14 protein-coding genes are annotated in these 15351 nt (G+C 69.7%); all 14 read right to left on the bottom strand.

All coding sequences use genetic code 11. The features are described 5' to 3' along the window. Positions 1 to 45 precede the first annotated feature (45 nt). Positions 46 to 450 carry a hypothetical protein gene (locus ACTVZO_RS39955; RefSeq protein WP_443303480.1) on the bottom strand — a complete coding sequence of 135 codons (405 nt, stop codon included), beginning with the start codon at positions 448 to 450 and terminating at the stop codon, positions 46 to 48. Next, positions 440 to 682: a hypothetical protein gene (locus ACTVZO_RS39950; protein ID WP_443303479.1), complete on the bottom strand. Its 243-nt coding sequence runs from the start codon at positions 680 to 682 to the stop codon at positions 440 to 442. Before ACTVZO_RS39950 ends, ACTVZO_RS39955 begins: the two co-directional genes overlap by 11 nt. A gap of 257 nt (positions 683 to 939) precedes the next feature. Beyond that, positions 940 to 1440 (bottom strand): hypothetical protein, encoded by a 501-nt coding sequence (locus ACTVZO_RS39945; protein WP_443303478.1) that lies wholly within the window; start codon positions 1438 to 1440, stop codon positions 940 to 942. 321 nt (positions 1441 to 1761) lie between these two features. Continuing rightward, positions 1762 to 2184 (bottom strand): hypothetical protein, encoded by a 423-nt coding sequence (locus ACTVZO_RS39940; protein ID WP_443303477.1) that lies wholly within the window; start codon positions 2182 to 2184, stop codon positions 1762 to 1764. Next, positions 2181 to 2750 (bottom strand): helix-turn-helix domain-containing protein, encoded by a 570-nt coding sequence (locus ACTVZO_RS39935; protein WP_443303476.1) that lies wholly within the window; start codon positions 2748 to 2750, stop codon positions 2181 to 2183. The genes ACTVZO_RS39940 and ACTVZO_RS39935 overlap by 4 nt, the downstream gene beginning before the upstream one ends. A gap of 122 nt (positions 2751 to 2872) precedes the next feature. Beyond that, the gene (locus tag ACTVZO_RS39930) at positions 2873 to 3334 is read right to left on the bottom strand and encodes a hypothetical protein (protein WP_443303474.1); all 462 of its coding nucleotides are present in this window, start codon (positions 3332 to 3334) and stop codon (positions 2873 to 2875) included. Between the two features lie 38 nt (positions 3335 to 3372). Then, the gene (locus ACTVZO_RS39925; RefSeq protein ID WP_443303473.1) at positions 3373 to 3885 is read right to left on the bottom strand and encodes a hypothetical protein; all 513 of its coding nucleotides are present in this window, start codon (positions 3883 to 3885) and stop codon (positions 3373 to 3375) included. A 38-nt stretch (positions 3886 to 3923) separates the two neighbouring features. Beyond that, positions 3924 to 6191 carry a hypothetical protein gene (locus tag ACTVZO_RS39920; RefSeq protein ID WP_443303472.1) on the bottom strand — a complete coding sequence of 756 codons (2268 nt, stop codon included), beginning with the start codon at positions 6189 to 6191 and terminating at the stop codon, positions 3924 to 3926. Beyond that, positions 6191 to 8896: a hypothetical protein gene (locus ACTVZO_RS39915; RefSeq protein ID WP_443303471.1), complete on the bottom strand. Its 2706-nt coding sequence runs from the start codon at positions 8894 to 8896 to the stop codon at positions 6191 to 6193. The genes ACTVZO_RS39920 and ACTVZO_RS39915 overlap by 1 nt, the downstream gene beginning before the upstream one ends. Next, positions 8896 to 9306: a hypothetical protein gene (locus ACTVZO_RS39910; RefSeq protein ID WP_443303470.1), complete on the bottom strand. Its 411-nt coding sequence runs from the start codon at positions 9304 to 9306 to the stop codon at positions 8896 to 8898. The genes ACTVZO_RS39915 and ACTVZO_RS39910 overlap by 1 nt, the downstream gene beginning before the upstream one ends. Positions 9307 to 9376: 70 nt before the next feature. Beyond that, positions 9377 to 10483: a DUF4417 domain-containing protein gene (locus ACTVZO_RS39905; RefSeq protein WP_443303469.1), complete on the bottom strand. Its 1107-nt coding sequence runs from the start codon at positions 10481 to 10483 to the stop codon at positions 9377 to 9379. Further along, the gene (locus tag ACTVZO_RS39900; protein WP_443303468.1) at positions 10480 to 11787 is read right to left on the bottom strand and encodes a hypothetical protein; all 1308 of its coding nucleotides are present in this window, start codon (positions 11785 to 11787) and stop codon (positions 10480 to 10482) included. The genes ACTVZO_RS39905 and ACTVZO_RS39900 overlap by 4 nt, the downstream gene beginning before the upstream one ends. Before the next feature lie 52 nt (positions 11788 to 11839). Next, a complete protein-coding gene (locus ACTVZO_RS39895; protein ID WP_443303467.1) occupies positions 11840 to 12853 on the bottom strand; it encodes a replication-relaxation family protein in 1014 nt (337 codons plus the stop codon). After that, positions 12850 to 15330: an ATP/GTP-binding protein gene (locus ACTVZO_RS39890; protein ID WP_443303466.1), complete on the bottom strand. Its 2481-nt coding sequence runs from the start codon at positions 15328 to 15330 to the stop codon at positions 12850 to 12852. The genes ACTVZO_RS39895 and ACTVZO_RS39890 overlap by 4 nt, the downstream gene beginning before the upstream one ends. Positions 15331 to 15351: the final 21 nt, after the last annotated feature.

Below are 15351 nucleotides of genomic sequence, written 5' to 3'. Positions count from 1 at the left end.
CCCGCCTTCTCCTGCCGGTGGTGGCGTCGTCATTGGCGGTGCTGTTCACTTTGTTCCCATCATGGGTTCGGGGGCGTCGGCCTGCTGCGGGCAGTAGGCGTGCGGGGCCGTGCACGCGTGTACGCCGAGCGCGGTGACCCCTCCCTCGGCGCGGGCCAGGATGGCGAAGCCCTTGGCCAGGGCAGTCCGGGACGAGCCCTGGTACTTGCCGCCGAACTGGAGATCGTCACCGTGGCTGGCGATCTGCTCCAGGGCGTCGGTCCGGGCCCTGTCGATCGCTTCGGCGGAGGCGTTGCGCTGCTCCGCAATGAACAGCGGAACCATCAGGAGCAGCCAGTCGGCGAGGCGCTCCCGGAACCCGTCGTCGCGCACCGAGCGGTTGCCCGTCGGGCGGCCCTCCGTCGGGGCGAGCACCACACAGCCGAATGGGCCGTGAGAATCAGTGGCCATCGCAGACTCCGGCACCGGATTCCTCGGCCGGGGCCGCAACATCAAGCACGTCGACCACGACGATGTCGGTGACCTGGGCCAGATTGGCGTCCGTGCACGCGGCGGAGAGCACGCCCGGCTGAAGTTCTTCGATATGACGGCGGAGCGCCCCGGGCTGGGCGGTGAAGTCGTCCGGCAGGCTGAGCATGAGGGTGATGTCGTGCTCGGCGGTTCGAATCGCCTTCACGCGCACGACTGCGGTGGCAGGGACTGGGTCCATGGCTGTTCTCGCTTCTGAAGGCGGGTGGGTGTTGCGGGTCGGCGCCGCACCACCAAATGGGTCGGACTCGCACCGGCTTGGGCATCGCCGCCATTCGGCGCTGCTGCGTCGGCGGGTGAGGTGTGGTGCGCCGTTCATGCAGGGCGCCCCGGCTCGATGAGCCGGGGCGCCAAGGGGGGGTGGGGCCGGCCCGGGATCTGGGGGGGCCTCCGGTGCCGGACGGGGGCGGGTCAGTTGCCGCGCACAGGGCAGTTGGTGCGGTGGACAGTGGAGGTGCGGAACTGGGGGGCCTCTTTTGCGTCCCGTGCGCTGAGGAGCCAGTCGCCGAAGTCCGCCAGGCTGTCGATCGCCACGCACGGGACCGCGGCGAGGCAGCCGGGGCACGGTGCGATCACGCTGAACGTGAGGCGGGTTCCGCCCGCTTCGTAGGCGGCGATGAACAGGTGGGCCTGCCGGTCGTGCGAGAGCTGGATGCGGGCAGCGCGGAAGTACTGCGCTCCGGGGAACAGCCGGTGGTTCACGTCGTCGTACACGCTCAGCCGGACAGCGCCGTCCAGGCCGAGCCGGTAGCGCAGCACCGATGCCACGCCCTCCCGCTCGGAGTCCGCACCTAGGACGGAGGGCTCCGTTCCTGACGGTGCAGTAGTGGCGAGGCCGGCCGCGCGAGCGATCGCAGCCCGACGGGCCGCTTCCTCTATCGCGTCCAGGTCGGGGCTGATGGTTCCGTACACGTCGTCTCCTCGATGCCGGTCGCAGAAGGGGGCGTGGCCCGGACCGGCGGGAGGGGTGAGTCCGGTCCGGGCCACGTGGCCCCGCCGCCCGGGGGGATGGACGGAGGGGCGAGTCGCGCGAAGCGGCTCCTACAGGGTGGTTCTGGGTGGGGCGTTCTCGCCCCCACAGCGAGAACCATACGGAGATTCATGGAATTAAGCAATGTCGATTTGTGAGGGAGAGGCGCTCGAACGTGATAACTCCCGGACGAAAGCCGGGGGCCCGTGCCCGCGCAGTGCCGGCCCGATACCCCCGCGAGCGGTGCGGCATCGGGCCGATCCCTATGCGGTGAGCGATCCCACTCGGTCCAGGATGTTCTGCGCGCAGGCGAAGGCCTCGCGCTTGTGCCCGTAGGACGGCACACGTAGGTGCATGCACTCGTGGGCGAGCGCACGGTCGGCGTCCGCTCTCGTCGTCACCCGGGCCAGGTTCAGCGCCATGAGCGGCACGTCCAGCCGGCTCTCGGGCTCGCCCCGGAAGACCTGCGCCACGAAGTGGGGGTGGAACGGCAGGCCGGTGGCCTCGCTGTATCCGGCTGTGTCGAAGGTGAGGGCGAACGGTCGCTCCGCAGCCTCCTTGAACAGATCCGCTCGTGCCCGGAGCCAGCGGGTGTCCACTGGCAGCAGGGACTCGGGCGCGGGAAGCGGGCTGAGCAGCGCCTCGTGGCGGGCAACGGTCAGCGGGTGGCCTCGGTGATACGTCATTCGGATTCACCGGCCCCCTCGTCCGCCAGCCGCTGCGCCAGGTCGAGGAGTTCCCCGGGGGCCATCGCGAAGTGAGCGGCCAGTCGCTCCAGAAGCCGGCCCTGCAGAACCGGGGGCGCCGGCCGCGTCTGCCGGCCGGCCACCGCTTCGGCGTGCGCGGCGACCACGGTGTCGACGTCCTGGCCGAACAGCTCGGCGAGGGTCTGGGCCACCTGCGGGTGAAGGGTTTTGGTCCGGCCCTGCTCGAGCATCGCGTACGTGCTCCGCTTCAGGCCGGTCGCCGCGGCCACCTCCTCTTGGCCGGCATGCGCGCGCTCGCGAAGATCCCTCAAGGTGGCGCGGGACGGACGCCGCAGATCCTCGACCGGGCAGCCGAGCACCGCGGCCATGCGCGACAACGTGCCCAGCTCGGGCGAGCGCTCCTCCATCTCGTACTGGTTCAGCACCGTCACCGTGACGTTGACCTCCGAGGCCAGCTGGCTCGGCGTCCACCCCTTCCGGATACGGGCCTGCGCCAGGCGCCGGCCATCGAAGTTGCTGACGCCTCGGCGCTGCTCGGCGCGCATATTGTCCCCTCCTGTCCTGCATCGGTGCCGGCTCTCGGGCCGGCGGACCGCGGCCGGCGTGCCGCCGGCCGCGGAACCATCATGCCAAGACGCCCGTAGCCGGCCCGGTGCGGCGGTGCAGTTCACGAGAACTGGCCGTGCCACGAGTCGGCGTCGAGATCGTCGAGCTGGGCTTCCTCCTCGCGGGTGAGACGATCGGTGAACTCGTCCCAGCGCTGGATCTCCGCCAGCTGCTCGCCCTGCGCCGGCTGGACGATGACGGTCTCGCCGGACTCCAGAACCAGTGCCACGTCCTCGTTCTCCTCCAGGCGGGCCTGCGCCCAGTTCAGCCCCCGGCGCCGGGCCGCACTTAGGTTGAACACGTAGCCGAGTTCAGCGGACTCGCCGCCGCCGACCAGCGGCCGTATCCATATCAACTGCTCATCTCGCTCGAAGCGGTGGTGACGGGCGAGGGCCTGGAGGAAGACCTCGTTGCCCTCGTCGTCGACGATCCTCAGCTGGGCGCCGGCGTCGACCGGGTCGCCGGTGTCACTGTGGTTGCCGGCGATCAGGTCGGCGAATCGGGTCTGCCAGTTGCTGCTCACGTGGACACTCTCCTTGCGTGGGGTGGGACGGGCCGGGCTCAGTGCTGGGTCTTGACGACGTCCTCGACGGGCTTGCCGCCCAGGTGGGTGATGCCTCGGGCCTTGAAGGACTCCAGCAGCGCCGTGCGCTGGTGCGCCTGGTGGCACACGATGCGGCTGGGGGCCTCGGCGCCGAGCAGGTCGATTCCGTCGCGGAACATGATTTCGTTGTTGGACGCGCCGTGCGTGGCGATCGTCAGGGGGTCGCGGGTCAGGCCCGAGGCCTTCTTTTTGTCGGGGCTGACGCCGTACTTGTCGCCGTTGTAGGCGTAGTAGTCGGACCGGCGCATCAGGACGGACGGGTCGTCCCAGATCAGCTGGCCACCGAAGCCGGACTTCGGCGAGTTTGAGACGCGGAGGAAGACGGAGTTACGGGCGAGGGCCTGGAGGAAGACCTCGTTGCCCTCGTCGTCGACGATCCTCAGCTGGGCGCCGGCGTCGACCGGGTCGCCGGTGTCACTGTGGTTGCCGGCGATCAGGTCGGCGAATCGGGTCTGCCAGTTGCTGCTCACGTGGACACTCTCCTTGCGTGGGGTGGGACGGGCCGGGCTCAGTGCTGGGTCTTGACGACGTCCTCGACGGGCTTGCCGCCCAGGTGGGTGATGCCTCGGGCCTTGAAGGACTCCAGCAGCGCCGTGCGCTGGTGCGCCTGGTGGCACACGATGCGGCTGGGGGCCTCGGCGCCGAGCAGGTCGATTCCGTCGCGGAACATGATTTCGTTGTTGGACGCGCCGTGCGTGGCGATCGTCAGGGGGTCGCGGGTCAGGCCCGAGGCCTTCTTTTTGTCGGGGCTGACGCCGTACTTGTCGCCGTTGTAGGCGTAGTAGTCGGACCGGCGCATCAGGACGGACGGGTCGTCCCAGATCAGCTGGCCACCGAAGCCGGACTTCGGCGAGTTTGAGACGCGGAGGAAGACGGAGTTCGCTCCGCCGGTGTACTTGTCCTGCTGCTCGGACATGCCGACGCCTCCGCCGATGCCCATCACCGCCCGCTTCTCCGTGGAGGCGAGCACACCGGTGCCGAACAGGGCGACCATGTCGCCGCCGCCGATGCTGTGCGTCAGAGAGCGCCCCTTGAACGCCTCCTTGACCTGCGCTGTCTTGCCCGTGACGTCGAAGCGGGACCACGTCAGCCATCCGCCGGATGTCGCCGGCGTGGGGTCGTAGCCCGCGCTGGCCGCCAGGGCATCGCCGCCGCCGAAGCCGGTGGCCTTGGCCACCGCCTCCCGTAGCACCTTCACCTTCTTCGGCAGCACCTTCTGCGCGGCCTCCAGCTGGATTCGCTTGACCTGGTAATGCAGCTCGTCCTCATCGAGCCCGATCAGTGATTCGGCGCGCTGGTGAACGATCTCCTGGACCTGCAGGTCCTCCAGCCCCTTGGCCTCGGCGAAGGCGGCCTTCATCCCGGGCGCGTTCGCCAGGCTCTGAGCCGTGACGTTGTTGGACAGATACGTCCATTCGCCCTCAGCGGCCGTCATCGGGGCGTTGACCAGATGCAGTTGCTCCAAGCGGTCGACGAGCTGCTTGCCGTGCCCGGCGCCGACCGGGGCGTGGACCTCGAGCTGGCCTCGCATCGAGAACTCCGTGCTGTGCGGGTCGTTGGCCGCGTACGGCCGGTACACCGCGCTCCAGCCGTCGCCCAAGTCGATCGCGTATTCCTTTCCGTTCGCCTTGCTGCGGCTCTTCCCGTCCCAGGACGTCTCACCACTCTGCTCGTCGAGCGAGGCCTTGATTCGGCTGGCGTCGCGCAGCTGCGCCGCGAGGGTCCCCGGCTCCGGCTCATCGGCCGGCGCGGGTATCTGCTTGGTCACCATCTTGGTGACCGGCTGCCCGTGCGCCTCGAAGTGCGCCATAGGCGCACCACCGTTCTGGATCTTCCCGCCGACGGTGTTGACCTGGTCCAGGTAGTACTGGGCCATCGCCTTCTCGTCGTCCGTCAGGTTCGGCTTGTCGAGGACGGCGTGGACGGCGTCCAGTGCCGTCTGGTGCTTCTGGATCGACGCCTCGGACATCGCATCGCCGGTCTTGAGCTTGTGCTGGACGGAGGTAGTGGCCTTCGTGACCAGCTCGGCGAGCTTCTCCTTCTTGTCCAGTGCCAGGCGCTCCTTGGTCGTCTCCTCGACCTGCACGTCCACCATCTTGGTGCCCGACACGCTCAGCGCGTCGAGCAGCTTGCCCTCTGCCTCCTCGCTGACGTGCGCGAGCAGCACCTCGCGGGGCCCGTCCGGCGAGAGGTAGGAGACCAGGGCGGCCTGCGAGTTCAGGAAGTCCTCGCCGCCGACCAGGATCGGGGTACCGACCGCGACACCGGCCGGCGGAGTCTCCGGAACGGGCGTCAGCGGCGGGTCGGTGTCCTCGGGCTCTTCCTCGACGAGTTCGTCAACTTCGCCTTGGACCGCCGGCCCCGCGCCGCCCACCCCCTCGACGGGGCCCTCCGCCTCCTCAGACGCAGGTACGGCCGCGTCTTCGGCCTCGACCGCCTCCGATACAGAGGGCGTATCACCCGCCTCGTCGACGGCGGTCGCCGCCGCCGACTGCGTCTCCACCTCTTCTTCCGGAGGTGCCTCCGCGGGCATGTCGCCGGTCGCCTGCGCGCCGAAGACCGGCTCGCCATCCTTCGTCCAAGCACCGCCCTGCTCTGCGAGCGGCACCTCGTCGCCGTATTCGGGTATCAACATCGACTCCAGCAGCGCCGGGTCGATCTCCATGACCGGCTCCGGAGTCGGGGCCCCGAGGTTCGGGGGTACTGGGGGCCCCTCGGTTGCGACCGTGGGTGAGACGGCGTAGGACTCGTGGCTGCTCTTGGAATTCGTGCCCATCACTCAGCTCCGTGCTTCAGCGACGCCCCGTGGGGCATCTTCAGTTCCTTGACGAAGAAGTCCGCGAACGCCGTGCGAAGGTTCTGCTTGCGCTCCACGGCGTGGTCGAGGAACGCCTCGGCGATCTGTTCCGTGCTGACCTTCGCGGCCGGGATTCCGTATTTTTTGGCGGCCTGCTTGCGCATCGCGGGCACCCAGTGCACCCCGGCTCCGGACTTGGCGCCCTCGTGCGCGGTGGAGTGGAGCATGGAGCGCCACTGGCTGTCCGGGATCGCCTCGACGTTCTTGATGACCGTGTGGGCCACGGCGGGGTTGACCTTGACGCCATCGGCCAGGCTGCCGCCGAGCGCGGCGGAGTAGAGCTTCTGGTGCACCGGGTCGTACGAGCCCCCGCCGGACGGGGCGTAGCCGAGGGCGAGCTTGTCGCTGCCCCAGTGCTTGAATGCCTGCCCTCTGTCGCTCTGTACCAGCCCGCCCGACGCGGTGCGCAGGACGTTGGCCTGGTGGCCATCGTGGTCGCCCACGACCCAGGACCCGACGTGGGCGCGCACGATGGAGTCCACCTCCGGCTGGGTCCATTTGTGCGGGTCGGAGGAGAAGTGGGTGGCGCCCTTCAGCATCGGCTGGACGCTGCCGACCTTGCCGTTGATCTTCTTGACATACACCGGAACCGCAGGGACGCCGGCCGCCGACAGGAGGTGGGAGGCGGCGGCCTCGGAGTGGGCGATCACGCCACCGTTGTTGTCGGCCTTGAACAGCCAGCTGGACCCGTCCGGGGCCGCGTGGAGGGTCTTGCTGTAGGTGCCGCCGAGGTTGGCGGGTGCACCGGCGCCGAAGGTCCAGGAGCCGACGACGTCGGAGTCGATGCGGGCGGGCACGTCCTGGGCGGTGGCCTTGGCGTGCTGGAGGGCGGCGACCAGGGCTTGAGTGTTCGCGCTGAACGAGCCCGGGGCTGCCGCCTTGGTCGGTGCCTTCGGGATGGGCTTGGGAGCCGGGGGCGCGGCCTGGGCGAGTTTCTGGGCCTGGACGGGACTGGCGCCCATCTTGATCGCGGCCTCGACCTTGCTTTCCTGCGTCAGGCCGCCGCTGACCGCGGCAGGCCCGCCGGCGGCTTCCGAGGCCGGGGCGAGTTTGCTCTTGAGGGCGTTGACCGCTTCGTCCGAGGCGAGTGGCGCGGATGCCTTGGCAGCGGCGGCGGCCTGCTTCTTGGCGACGCCGGCCTGGACCTTGGCGTTGATCGCGTCCTTGTCCAGTGCCGGGTTGAAGCTGGCGGCGATGTAGCTCTGCAGGTGGGCCCGGTTGGCCTTGTCGGTGTCCGGCATGCCGAGCTCGCTCGCGACCGCCCGGAGATCGGCGACCTTCTGGTTCTTCGCCCACGCGTTCACCTCGGTCGTCAGCGACTTGGGGTCGACCGTGTGCGAGGTGAGGAGCGCGGGGTTGGCGAAGCCGATGTCCACCGGGGACTGCAGGGTCTCGTGGATCCACCCTTGCGCGTCCTGCTGCATCCCGTGCAGCTCACCGGTGTTCTTCGCCCAGGTGGCCACCTGGGAAACGGCCTCCGGATCTCCGGCGAGGTCGGGAAGAGTGAGCTCGGTGTGGACGTCGAGTTTGCCGGTCTTGTGAACATCCAACGCCTTGTCGAGGGCCTGGAGCTGGTCCTTCCGTGCTTGAGCCGTCGCCTTCAGGCTCTCCTTCTCCGCCTCGGACGTGCCGGTACGCAGCAGCCCGACGAGCTCAACCGGCTTGAGGTGCTGAGCCTCGGTCAGCGATATCTCCCCGGACGCCACGGCGTCCTTGACCAGAGGCATCACGGTCGAGGTGTTGATCTTGGCGTGCGCGAGGGGGTCCTCGGTCCACACCTTGATCTGGTTCTGGATGGTCTCCAGCTCGGGCATGTCGGGCGAGTGCGCGGCGAGGACCTGCTTCTCCGAGTCGAGGAGGTTCTTCAGCTTCTCGCTGTCCAGGGCGCCCTTGGAGTAGGCCACCTCGTGGGCGGCCTGGTTCCAGGCCTCCTGCGCGGCGTTGACCTGCTCCGGTGTCGCCGCCCAGGTGCCCGCCGGGCCCTCGGACACGGTGGTGGTGCCCTCGATCTGCTGGAGGTCGGCCAGGGTCATCCCGGCGACGGTCTGGCCTGCCGCGAGCTGCTCGTACCGCTTCTGCGCTGCGGCCTGGATCTTCTGCTTGGAGGGGATGTCGTCGCTGTAGTACGGGTCCAGCCAGTGGACGAGCGGGTGCTGGTTCTTCCCGGACAGCCCTACGAGTGCCGGGTGTTCGAATCCCTTGGCCGCGGCGATCTGCTGGAGCTCTTCAGCGTCGAGCGTGTTGAGGTAGGCGAGGGACTGCGCCCGCAGGGCGTCGAGCTGGGCCTTGACCTCCTCGTCGGAGGCGCCCTCCTCCTTCATCTTCTCGATGGCTTCGCGGGCGGCCGCGATCTGGTCGGCGAAGATCTCGTACCGCTCGACCGGGTCGTCGGGGAGCTCCGGGTCGTTTCCCGTCGCGACGCCGTTGCCGATCTGGAGGGCGTCCAGGTTGTCCATGGCCACCATCAGGTCGGTCTTCGCCTTGACGAGGCCGTCGCTGAGCTCGGGCTCGGGCTCCACCAGGACGGGTGCCGTTCCGGCCCCGCCCATCCCCTCGGCGGCCTTCAGGGCATCGCTCGGCGCGATGGCGTACGACGCGTGCGAGCTCTTGGAGTTGGTACCCATCACGCACCGGTCCGCGGGGGCAGCGCGGGGATGACCTCGCCGAGCAGGACGTCAAGGAGGAGTTCGGCGGCATGGCGCAGGTCCACGGCGCCTTCCGGGACCGAGGCCGGCGCGATCTGGCAGGCGCCGGCCTCGGCCTCCCAGCGGGCGATCCGCTCCGGGGTCACGCCCTCGGCCAGCCGCTCGCGCCAGGGGTTGGCCTCGTCGTAAACCAGGGGTACCCACAGGGTGTGCTGCGCCGAGATTGCACCGTCGGCGGTGTCCAGCGCGAGGATGGCGACGGGGTCGACCGCCATACCCAGCGCGGGGTGCCAGACCGTCAGGATCCACAGCTGCCAGGTGGCTGTTGCCGGCGCCGGACGCTCCTGTGACGTCTCGATCTCCGGCTGTGGCGGGTTGGGTGTCGACATGGCGGAAGCCCTCCTTTTTCGGGTTCGACGCATAGAGGTGTCGAACCGGGCTTCCGTGTGACACCAGCTCTCAGCGGCGCGGGAGGAGCGAGGCCATGAACTGGACTGTGGAGGCGAAGGCGTCAGCCGGCCGGGCGTGGATGTCCTCGCGGCCGTTCGCGGTCATGACGGCGCCGTGGATCGCGTACTGGTGGGGGTTCTGACTGATCAAGGTCAGGCGGTCGCCGAAGAGCGAGACGACCTGGGCGATCCGGTCGATCCGGGACAGACCTGTGAGGATGATCGGCATGTCGGCCGGCAGGTTCTCCGCCAGCCAGTACAGGCCCGGGAGCGCCCAGGTGTCCCAGTTGGAGTTCTCCCGGACGGTCTGGACGTTCACAGCGATCGCCGGCGGCGGCGCGTCCTCGATCCACGCCGTGTACCGCTTCAGGTCCTCCAGCCGGAACCAGTAGACGTTGGGCACGGCCGTCACCCCGGCGTCCGCGAATTCCTGGGCGATCAGCAGGCACCGGCGCATGTTCAGCAGGTGCTCGGTGCGCGGCCAGTTGCCGTAGATCGAGTAGTTCGGGGAGAGCACCAGGTCCCAGCCCTGGGAGGCGATCTCCTCGACGAGACCGTCGCGCTTGCGGTACGTCCAGAACGCTTCGACCAGCGGGTCCTCTCCGTACCCGACGAGGACAGCCTTCTGCCCGTCGCGCAGGGCGAGGGCTTCGCGGGCCTGCTTGCCGGCGAAGCGGGGATAGATCGAGTGGGTGTCCGGGCTGAAGACCCGGCGCAGCCCCACGCCGTAGGCCGGCCAGCGCAGGCTCGCGTCCAGCTGGGTGACGGACGAGCCGTCGGTCATCGGGATGAACGACGGCAGCTCAGGCAACGTGCCGTCGATGGTGATGTCGTCGAAGGTCAAGGTCCCGCCGACGTCGGCCATCCACTGCGCGATGTCGGTGCGGGAGCCGCACCGGATCGGGCAGCCGCCGCAGGCCCCGGCCGGGGAGCCGGCCTCGGTCGCGGCGCAGCCGCAGTACGAGCAGTCCGAGTTGGTCCCCGAGCACAGCGGTTCGACGGTCGCGGGACCGCCGCGCCCGTCCGGGCCGGCCCAGAACGCGCAGCTGCCGCAGTCGCAGCCGCGGCCGGGCAGGGGGAGGCCGACTCGGGGCATCGGAAGGGAAATGCTGGTCATGCGGCGGTCTCGCTTTCGTGTGAAGGGGTGGCCTCGTCGGCCAGGTGCTGTTCGAGTTCGCGGAGGGCCAGGCGGAGCGATCCGCGGTCGTACCTGGCGACTTGGCGGCCAGCTCGGACCTCGGCGAGCAGGCCCCGCAGTCCATCGAGAGCGCCGCGCACGAGCTGGGCGTCCACCGGGGGCGGGGACGGGGTCGAGTCCTCCTCGGCGGGCGGTGCTACGGCGACGACGGGCGGCCTCTGGTCCGCATCGGGAACGCTGCCGTCGTCCGTCGGGGCCGCCGTGCTGTCGCCGTCCTCATCGGTCACTGGGGCCTCGGGGGACCTGTCCGGCTCGGTTACCCGGGTGAGCTTCGCGCGCCGGTTGGCGTTGGCACGCTCCAAGCGCTCCTCGGCGGCGTCGATGACTTCTTCCGGGTCCAGTTCCGGCGTTGCCAGGCTGATATCGACCGCGCTCGGCAGCAGGTGCAGGCGGCTGGTGCCCTTGAGAGCGGCCCAGATGTCCGACGCGGCATCCTCACGGCCGCGGCGTAGCGCGGCGAACCGGATCCGCGTGTTGAGGCGGACTGATTCCTCGTCCATCTCCTCGGTCAGGTCGCGGGGCAGTTCACGGAAGGCGCGTACGAGTTCGGTGGCCTTGCGCTCGGTCAGCTGGAGGCCGAGCCGGCTCAGGACCTCGGTCCACGGTGCCGCGCAGGTCTGATCCGTGCCGCGGATCCTCTCCAGCGCCTTGAACCGCTCGACGGCGTCGGTGATCGCGTAGACGTGGCCGGGGACGGGCTTGCCGGACCGCAGCAGTTTGCCCACCAGCACGGCGCACCGCTGGTACATCAGCGCGGCGGCCTGCTCGCCGGGACGCAGCGGCTCGCGGGCGAAATTCTCCACGAACCTCCACATGTGCCGTTCTTCGTCGGACAGCGGTCCGGGGCACACCACGGCGGCAAGGGACGCGAAGTGCGGGTTGTCCGGCAGGTTCTGAGCGCCCCACCGCATGGCGCGGAGACGGCGCTCGCCCGTGACCAGGCGGATGGTCGGGGCGCGGCCGGCGACGGTGATCTCTTCCGCCAGGACCGGTTCGAGCATGCCCACGACCGACATGGAAGAGATGAGGTCGGAGAGCTCCTGGGGAGCTGTGACGTCACCGGGCTTGCGGCCCTGGGGCTCGGTGAAGGGGCTGCCCGGGCCGCGCATCGGCAGCATCTCGAAGCGGCGCCGCCGCAGGCGGGTGCTGCGGTGCAGGATCTCGGTCAGCTGGATCATGCCGCTGCCCTCGGGCGGCGCATCTTCCACCGTGGCGATGCTCATGAACTGGAGTCCTTCGTGGGGTGGTCGGCGCGGCCGCGTGGGCCGCGCCGACTCACTGAGCGGTCGTGAGGTACAGGTCGGTCAGCGGGGGCCGCGCATCGGGTGTGCCCCGGAGCAGCGGGGTGAAGATCGGCTCGAACGGGCCGTGGTCCTGGAGGAGCTGCAGGGTGGTCACGCCGATCGACAGCCGGCCCGCCAGGCGCGCTAGCCGCGGGTCCGCCCGGGTCAGGGCGTAGAGGTCATTGGTCCGTGCGGTGAGCCGGGCTCCCAGCGTGGGCGAGGGCTGGCCGTCCAGGACCACCAGCAACCGGGGGAAGAAGGGGTAGGTGTACTGCCACGACGGCCGCGTCGACGCCGCCGACCGGCGAGCCCGGTCGGGGTGCTGCGGCACGTACTCGTGCAGGCGGCCGTACGCCGCGATCTTGGCTGCCAGGCGGGCGGCGGTCATCGTGGCGCGGTCCATCTCGATGAACAGCGTCAGCATCGCCCGCTGCCCCCGGCGTACGTGCACGTAATTCAGGACGGCGTCGGTGATGACGTGGTCGTCCTCGAATCGACGCTGACCGTCACGGATCCGGTGGGCGACTTCCGGCATCCAGTCGAGCGGTCCGCACTCGTGGCCCAGCCGGGCGGCATGCCGGGCGAAGGCGATGCCGGTCTCGTTGACCGCCAGGGTGTGGAGCTGGCGGGCACCGGCGACCGCTTCCGCCGTGATCCGGTAGGGCCGCGGCCGGAGCTCTCCGCCGTCCTCCACTGACTGCGCGCCCTCCTCGGTCAGGAACCACAGGTACGGCGGCTTGACGGGCCGCCGGGTCTTGTTGCTCTGCTGCTCGGTCGGTGTCGGGCGGTGGCTTGCCCAGATGCGCTGGACCTGGCCGGCTGCCAGGAGTTCGCGCAGCTGACGCCGCAGGTAGGACGCGCCGCCGGCGGCCGGCAGAAGCAGGCGCTGCATCTGGTCCGTGGACATGACCCGGTGCTGGTAGAGCACGTGGAGCACTCGGGTGCCGAGAGAGTGGAAGCTGGCGCGCTGCTCCGGCACGCCGGCGGTCTCGATCGTCAGGGTCACGGGGCCACCGCGCTCGTGCCCGGATCCGGGCCGTCGTCGCCGTTGTGCGCACCGTGCAGGGGCTCGCCGTCGTCACCCAGCGGCTCGTCCTCGTCGCGGGGGCCCTCCTCATCGGTGGACCCGCTGATCACGACGCCCGCGGCGTGGCTGATGCGGCCCCCTCCGCCCTGCGATGCATCCGCGGGCTGGCCCGTGGCGTTGTCGGCCCCGTTCGTGGCCTGTTGCTTGCGGGCGATGGGCAGGCTGCCGACGGTGGGTTCCTCCGGTACATCAATGCCCTCGAGAGCCAGGAGGATGTGGTCGTCGAGCATGCTGAGGTCGTCGAGGATGGCCCGGACCGGGCGCCGGTCGAGGTTCTTGTCGACCGCCGCCGTCAGGTCGTCCAGGCCCTCCGAATTCTCGTAGTCCTTGTACAGCTCCTCGACGCTGGCGCCGCGCACACGGAACGGGTCCGTGCGCCCGTCGCCGAGGGTCACCGACATCACGTAGTGGTACGGCCGCAGGGCGGTGATGGTGTCCGGGTCGACCTTCTTGCCCCAGCGGCGGGTCACCAGCATCGCCTCGTCGACGTCGCTCGCGGTCGTCGAGAGGACTGACAGGTTCTGGAGCAGGCCCTGGCGTGTGGTCGGCGTCAGCCGCTGCGCCATCTGCGTCATCGCGAGCAGCTTGACCCGGAACTTCCGCAGCTGCTCCGCGATGGCGGCCAGGGTCCCCTTGGACGCGCCGTCGACCGCGGTGAGCTCGTCGATGAAGCAGTAGAAGTCCTTGCGGTCGGCCACGGGGATGTCCCGTCGCGACAGGCCGGCACGGAAGAGGTCGTAGATCAGCAGGCAGGACACGATCCGGTCGGTGTCGCCCGTGCCCGACGGGCAGATGAAGACGATCTTGCCCTCGTCCATCGCGGTGCGGATGTCGTACGTGGACAGCGACGAGCCGAGGAACGCCTTGACGGCGTTGCTGCTGTCGAGGCGCTCGATGATGTTGGTGACGACGGGCGTGGCCTCGCCCGGGTACTTCTTGTACGTCTTCTCCCAGAAGTCCCTCAGGGTCTTCGACAGGTACGGGACGACCGCGTCGCGCCACACCTCGTCGGTGAGGATCGTGCGGATCTGGAAAATCGTCGGCGCGAACTCGGCCTTGCCGTTCTTCGAGAGCAGCAGGGACAGTTCCACCAACGACTCCACCGACCGCGTGAGGATCGTCTTGGCACGGCCGGCCGAGTCGCTCCAGTTCAGGGCGCTGGAGAATCCCGTGACGATGTACTGGACGATGTCCGGTATGTCATCCTCCTTGCGGTTCTGCATCGACAACGGGTTCCAGGACGCGACCATGGCGTCCATGTCCGGCGAGGTGAGGTCGATCTCCTGGAGCCGCGGCTGGATTTCCGGGTGGGCCAGGTAGGGGCGGGCGCGCTGCCAGCCGTCCCCATGCGGGTCCAGGAACAAGATCCCGTGCCCGTTGTGCGCCAGCGCGATGGCCTGGACCAGGCTCATCTCCGTCTTTCCGTAGCCGGACTTGCCGAGGAACAGAGCGAAGAGCAGGTAGCGCAGCGGGATGCCGGCGAGACGCTCACCGCCGCCGGGCTTGGACACCCAGCCCAGGGGCAGCAGGTCGGGCTGCCCGGTCCACGACGGCAGACCAGGGTGGGGCGGGGGAACCACGCCGCCGGATCGCATCACGTTCGCGGCCCCGTTGTACTTGGTCGGGGGCTTGAGCAGCCCGGCGATCTCCTCACCGGTGACCCACCCGCGGCGCCTCGGGGCGAACAGTCCGGTCTCGAAGCGGCGGTCGAAGTGCTGGCGGTAGATGGGCGCGTCGGCACGCAGCCGGGTGATGCCGAGGTTCAGCCCGACCGGCCTCAAGTAGTTGTCGCCGGCCCAGCCCTCCAGCGCGGCCAGGATCTGGTCCAGCAGCAGACGCGACCGGTTGGGGTCGGTGGAGCAGGTGCGCACGAGCAGCTGGAGGTCGAAGACCGGGTCGACGCCGGGGTGGAACTTGCCCATCGCGGCTTTCATGTCCGTGGCGTTGAGCATGCGCTGTGGCCTGGGCCGGCTGCCGGCCGAGGGCTTCTGGGCCTGGACTCCGCGCATCTCGGCGGCGATCTCCGCCCCGATGGACGACAGCCGGTCCAGGCTGAAGCCCGAACCGCCCTGGTGCGGCATTCCCGGGATGGCGGGCATGTCGTGCGGCGCGCGGCGTGCGGCGGCCAGGAGCCGGTTGCGCTTGCGGGCGACCTTGCCCGGGGTAACGGGCACCAGGTCCAGGACGAGGTCGGCTCTCTCCTGCAGGGATTCGCGGACGTCGGCGACCGCTGCGGCCAGTGCCTCGAGGGGGTCGGGCTTCAGCGGGACGTCGCGCAGCGCGAGATGGTCGGGCAGTGCCAGCGCGAGCTCGGCTCGCGCTACATAGAGTCGACGCTCCTCGTTGGGCGCGGTGTCCTTCGACAGGCTCACGGCCTGCTCTGACGGCTTGGGCATGATCGTTCCTTCGTGCAGTGG

The sequence above is a fragment of the Streptomyces sp. IBSNAI002 genome, assembly GCF_052244475.1.
Classification (GTDB): Bacteria; Actinomycetota; Actinomycetes; order Streptomycetales; family Streptomycetaceae; genus Streptomyces.
This window is presented reverse-complemented; position numbering and strand designations above follow the sequence as displayed.

Coding starts and splice junctions, on each gene's coding strand:
- ACTVZO_RS39940 (WP_443303477.1), bottom strand. CDS start 2,184: ATGACGTATCACCGAGGCCACCCGCTGACCGTTGCCCGCCACGAGGCG.
- ACTVZO_RS39900 (WP_443303468.1), bottom strand. CDS start 11,787: ATGAGCATCGCCACGGTGGAAGATGCGCCGCCCGAGGGCAGCGGCATG.
- ACTVZO_RS39910 (WP_443303470.1), bottom strand. CDS start 9,306: ATGTCGACACCCAACCCGCCACAGCCGGAGATCGAGACGTCACAGGAG.
- ACTVZO_RS39935 (WP_443303476.1), bottom strand. CDS start 2,750: ATGCGCGCCGAGCAGCGCCGAGGCGTCAGCAACTTCGATGGCCGGCGC.
- ACTVZO_RS39920 (WP_443303472.1), bottom strand. CDS start 6,191: ATGGGCACGAATTCCAAGAGCAGCCACGAGTCCTACGCCGTCTCACCC.
- ACTVZO_RS39905 (WP_443303469.1), bottom strand. CDS start 10,483: ATGACCAGCATTTCCCTTCCGATGCCCCGAGTCGGCCTCCCCCTGCCC.
- ACTVZO_RS39915 (WP_443303471.1), bottom strand. CDS start 8,896: ATGGGTACCAACTCCAAGAGCTCGCACGCGTCGTACGCCATCGCGCCG.
- ACTVZO_RS39890 (WP_443303466.1), bottom strand. CDS start 15,330: ATGCCCAAGCCGTCAGAGCAGGCCGTGAGCCTGTCGAAGGACACCGCG.
- ACTVZO_RS39955 (WP_443303480.1), bottom strand. CDS start 450: ATGGCCACTGATTCTCACGGCCCATTCGGCTGTGTGGTGCTCGCCCCG.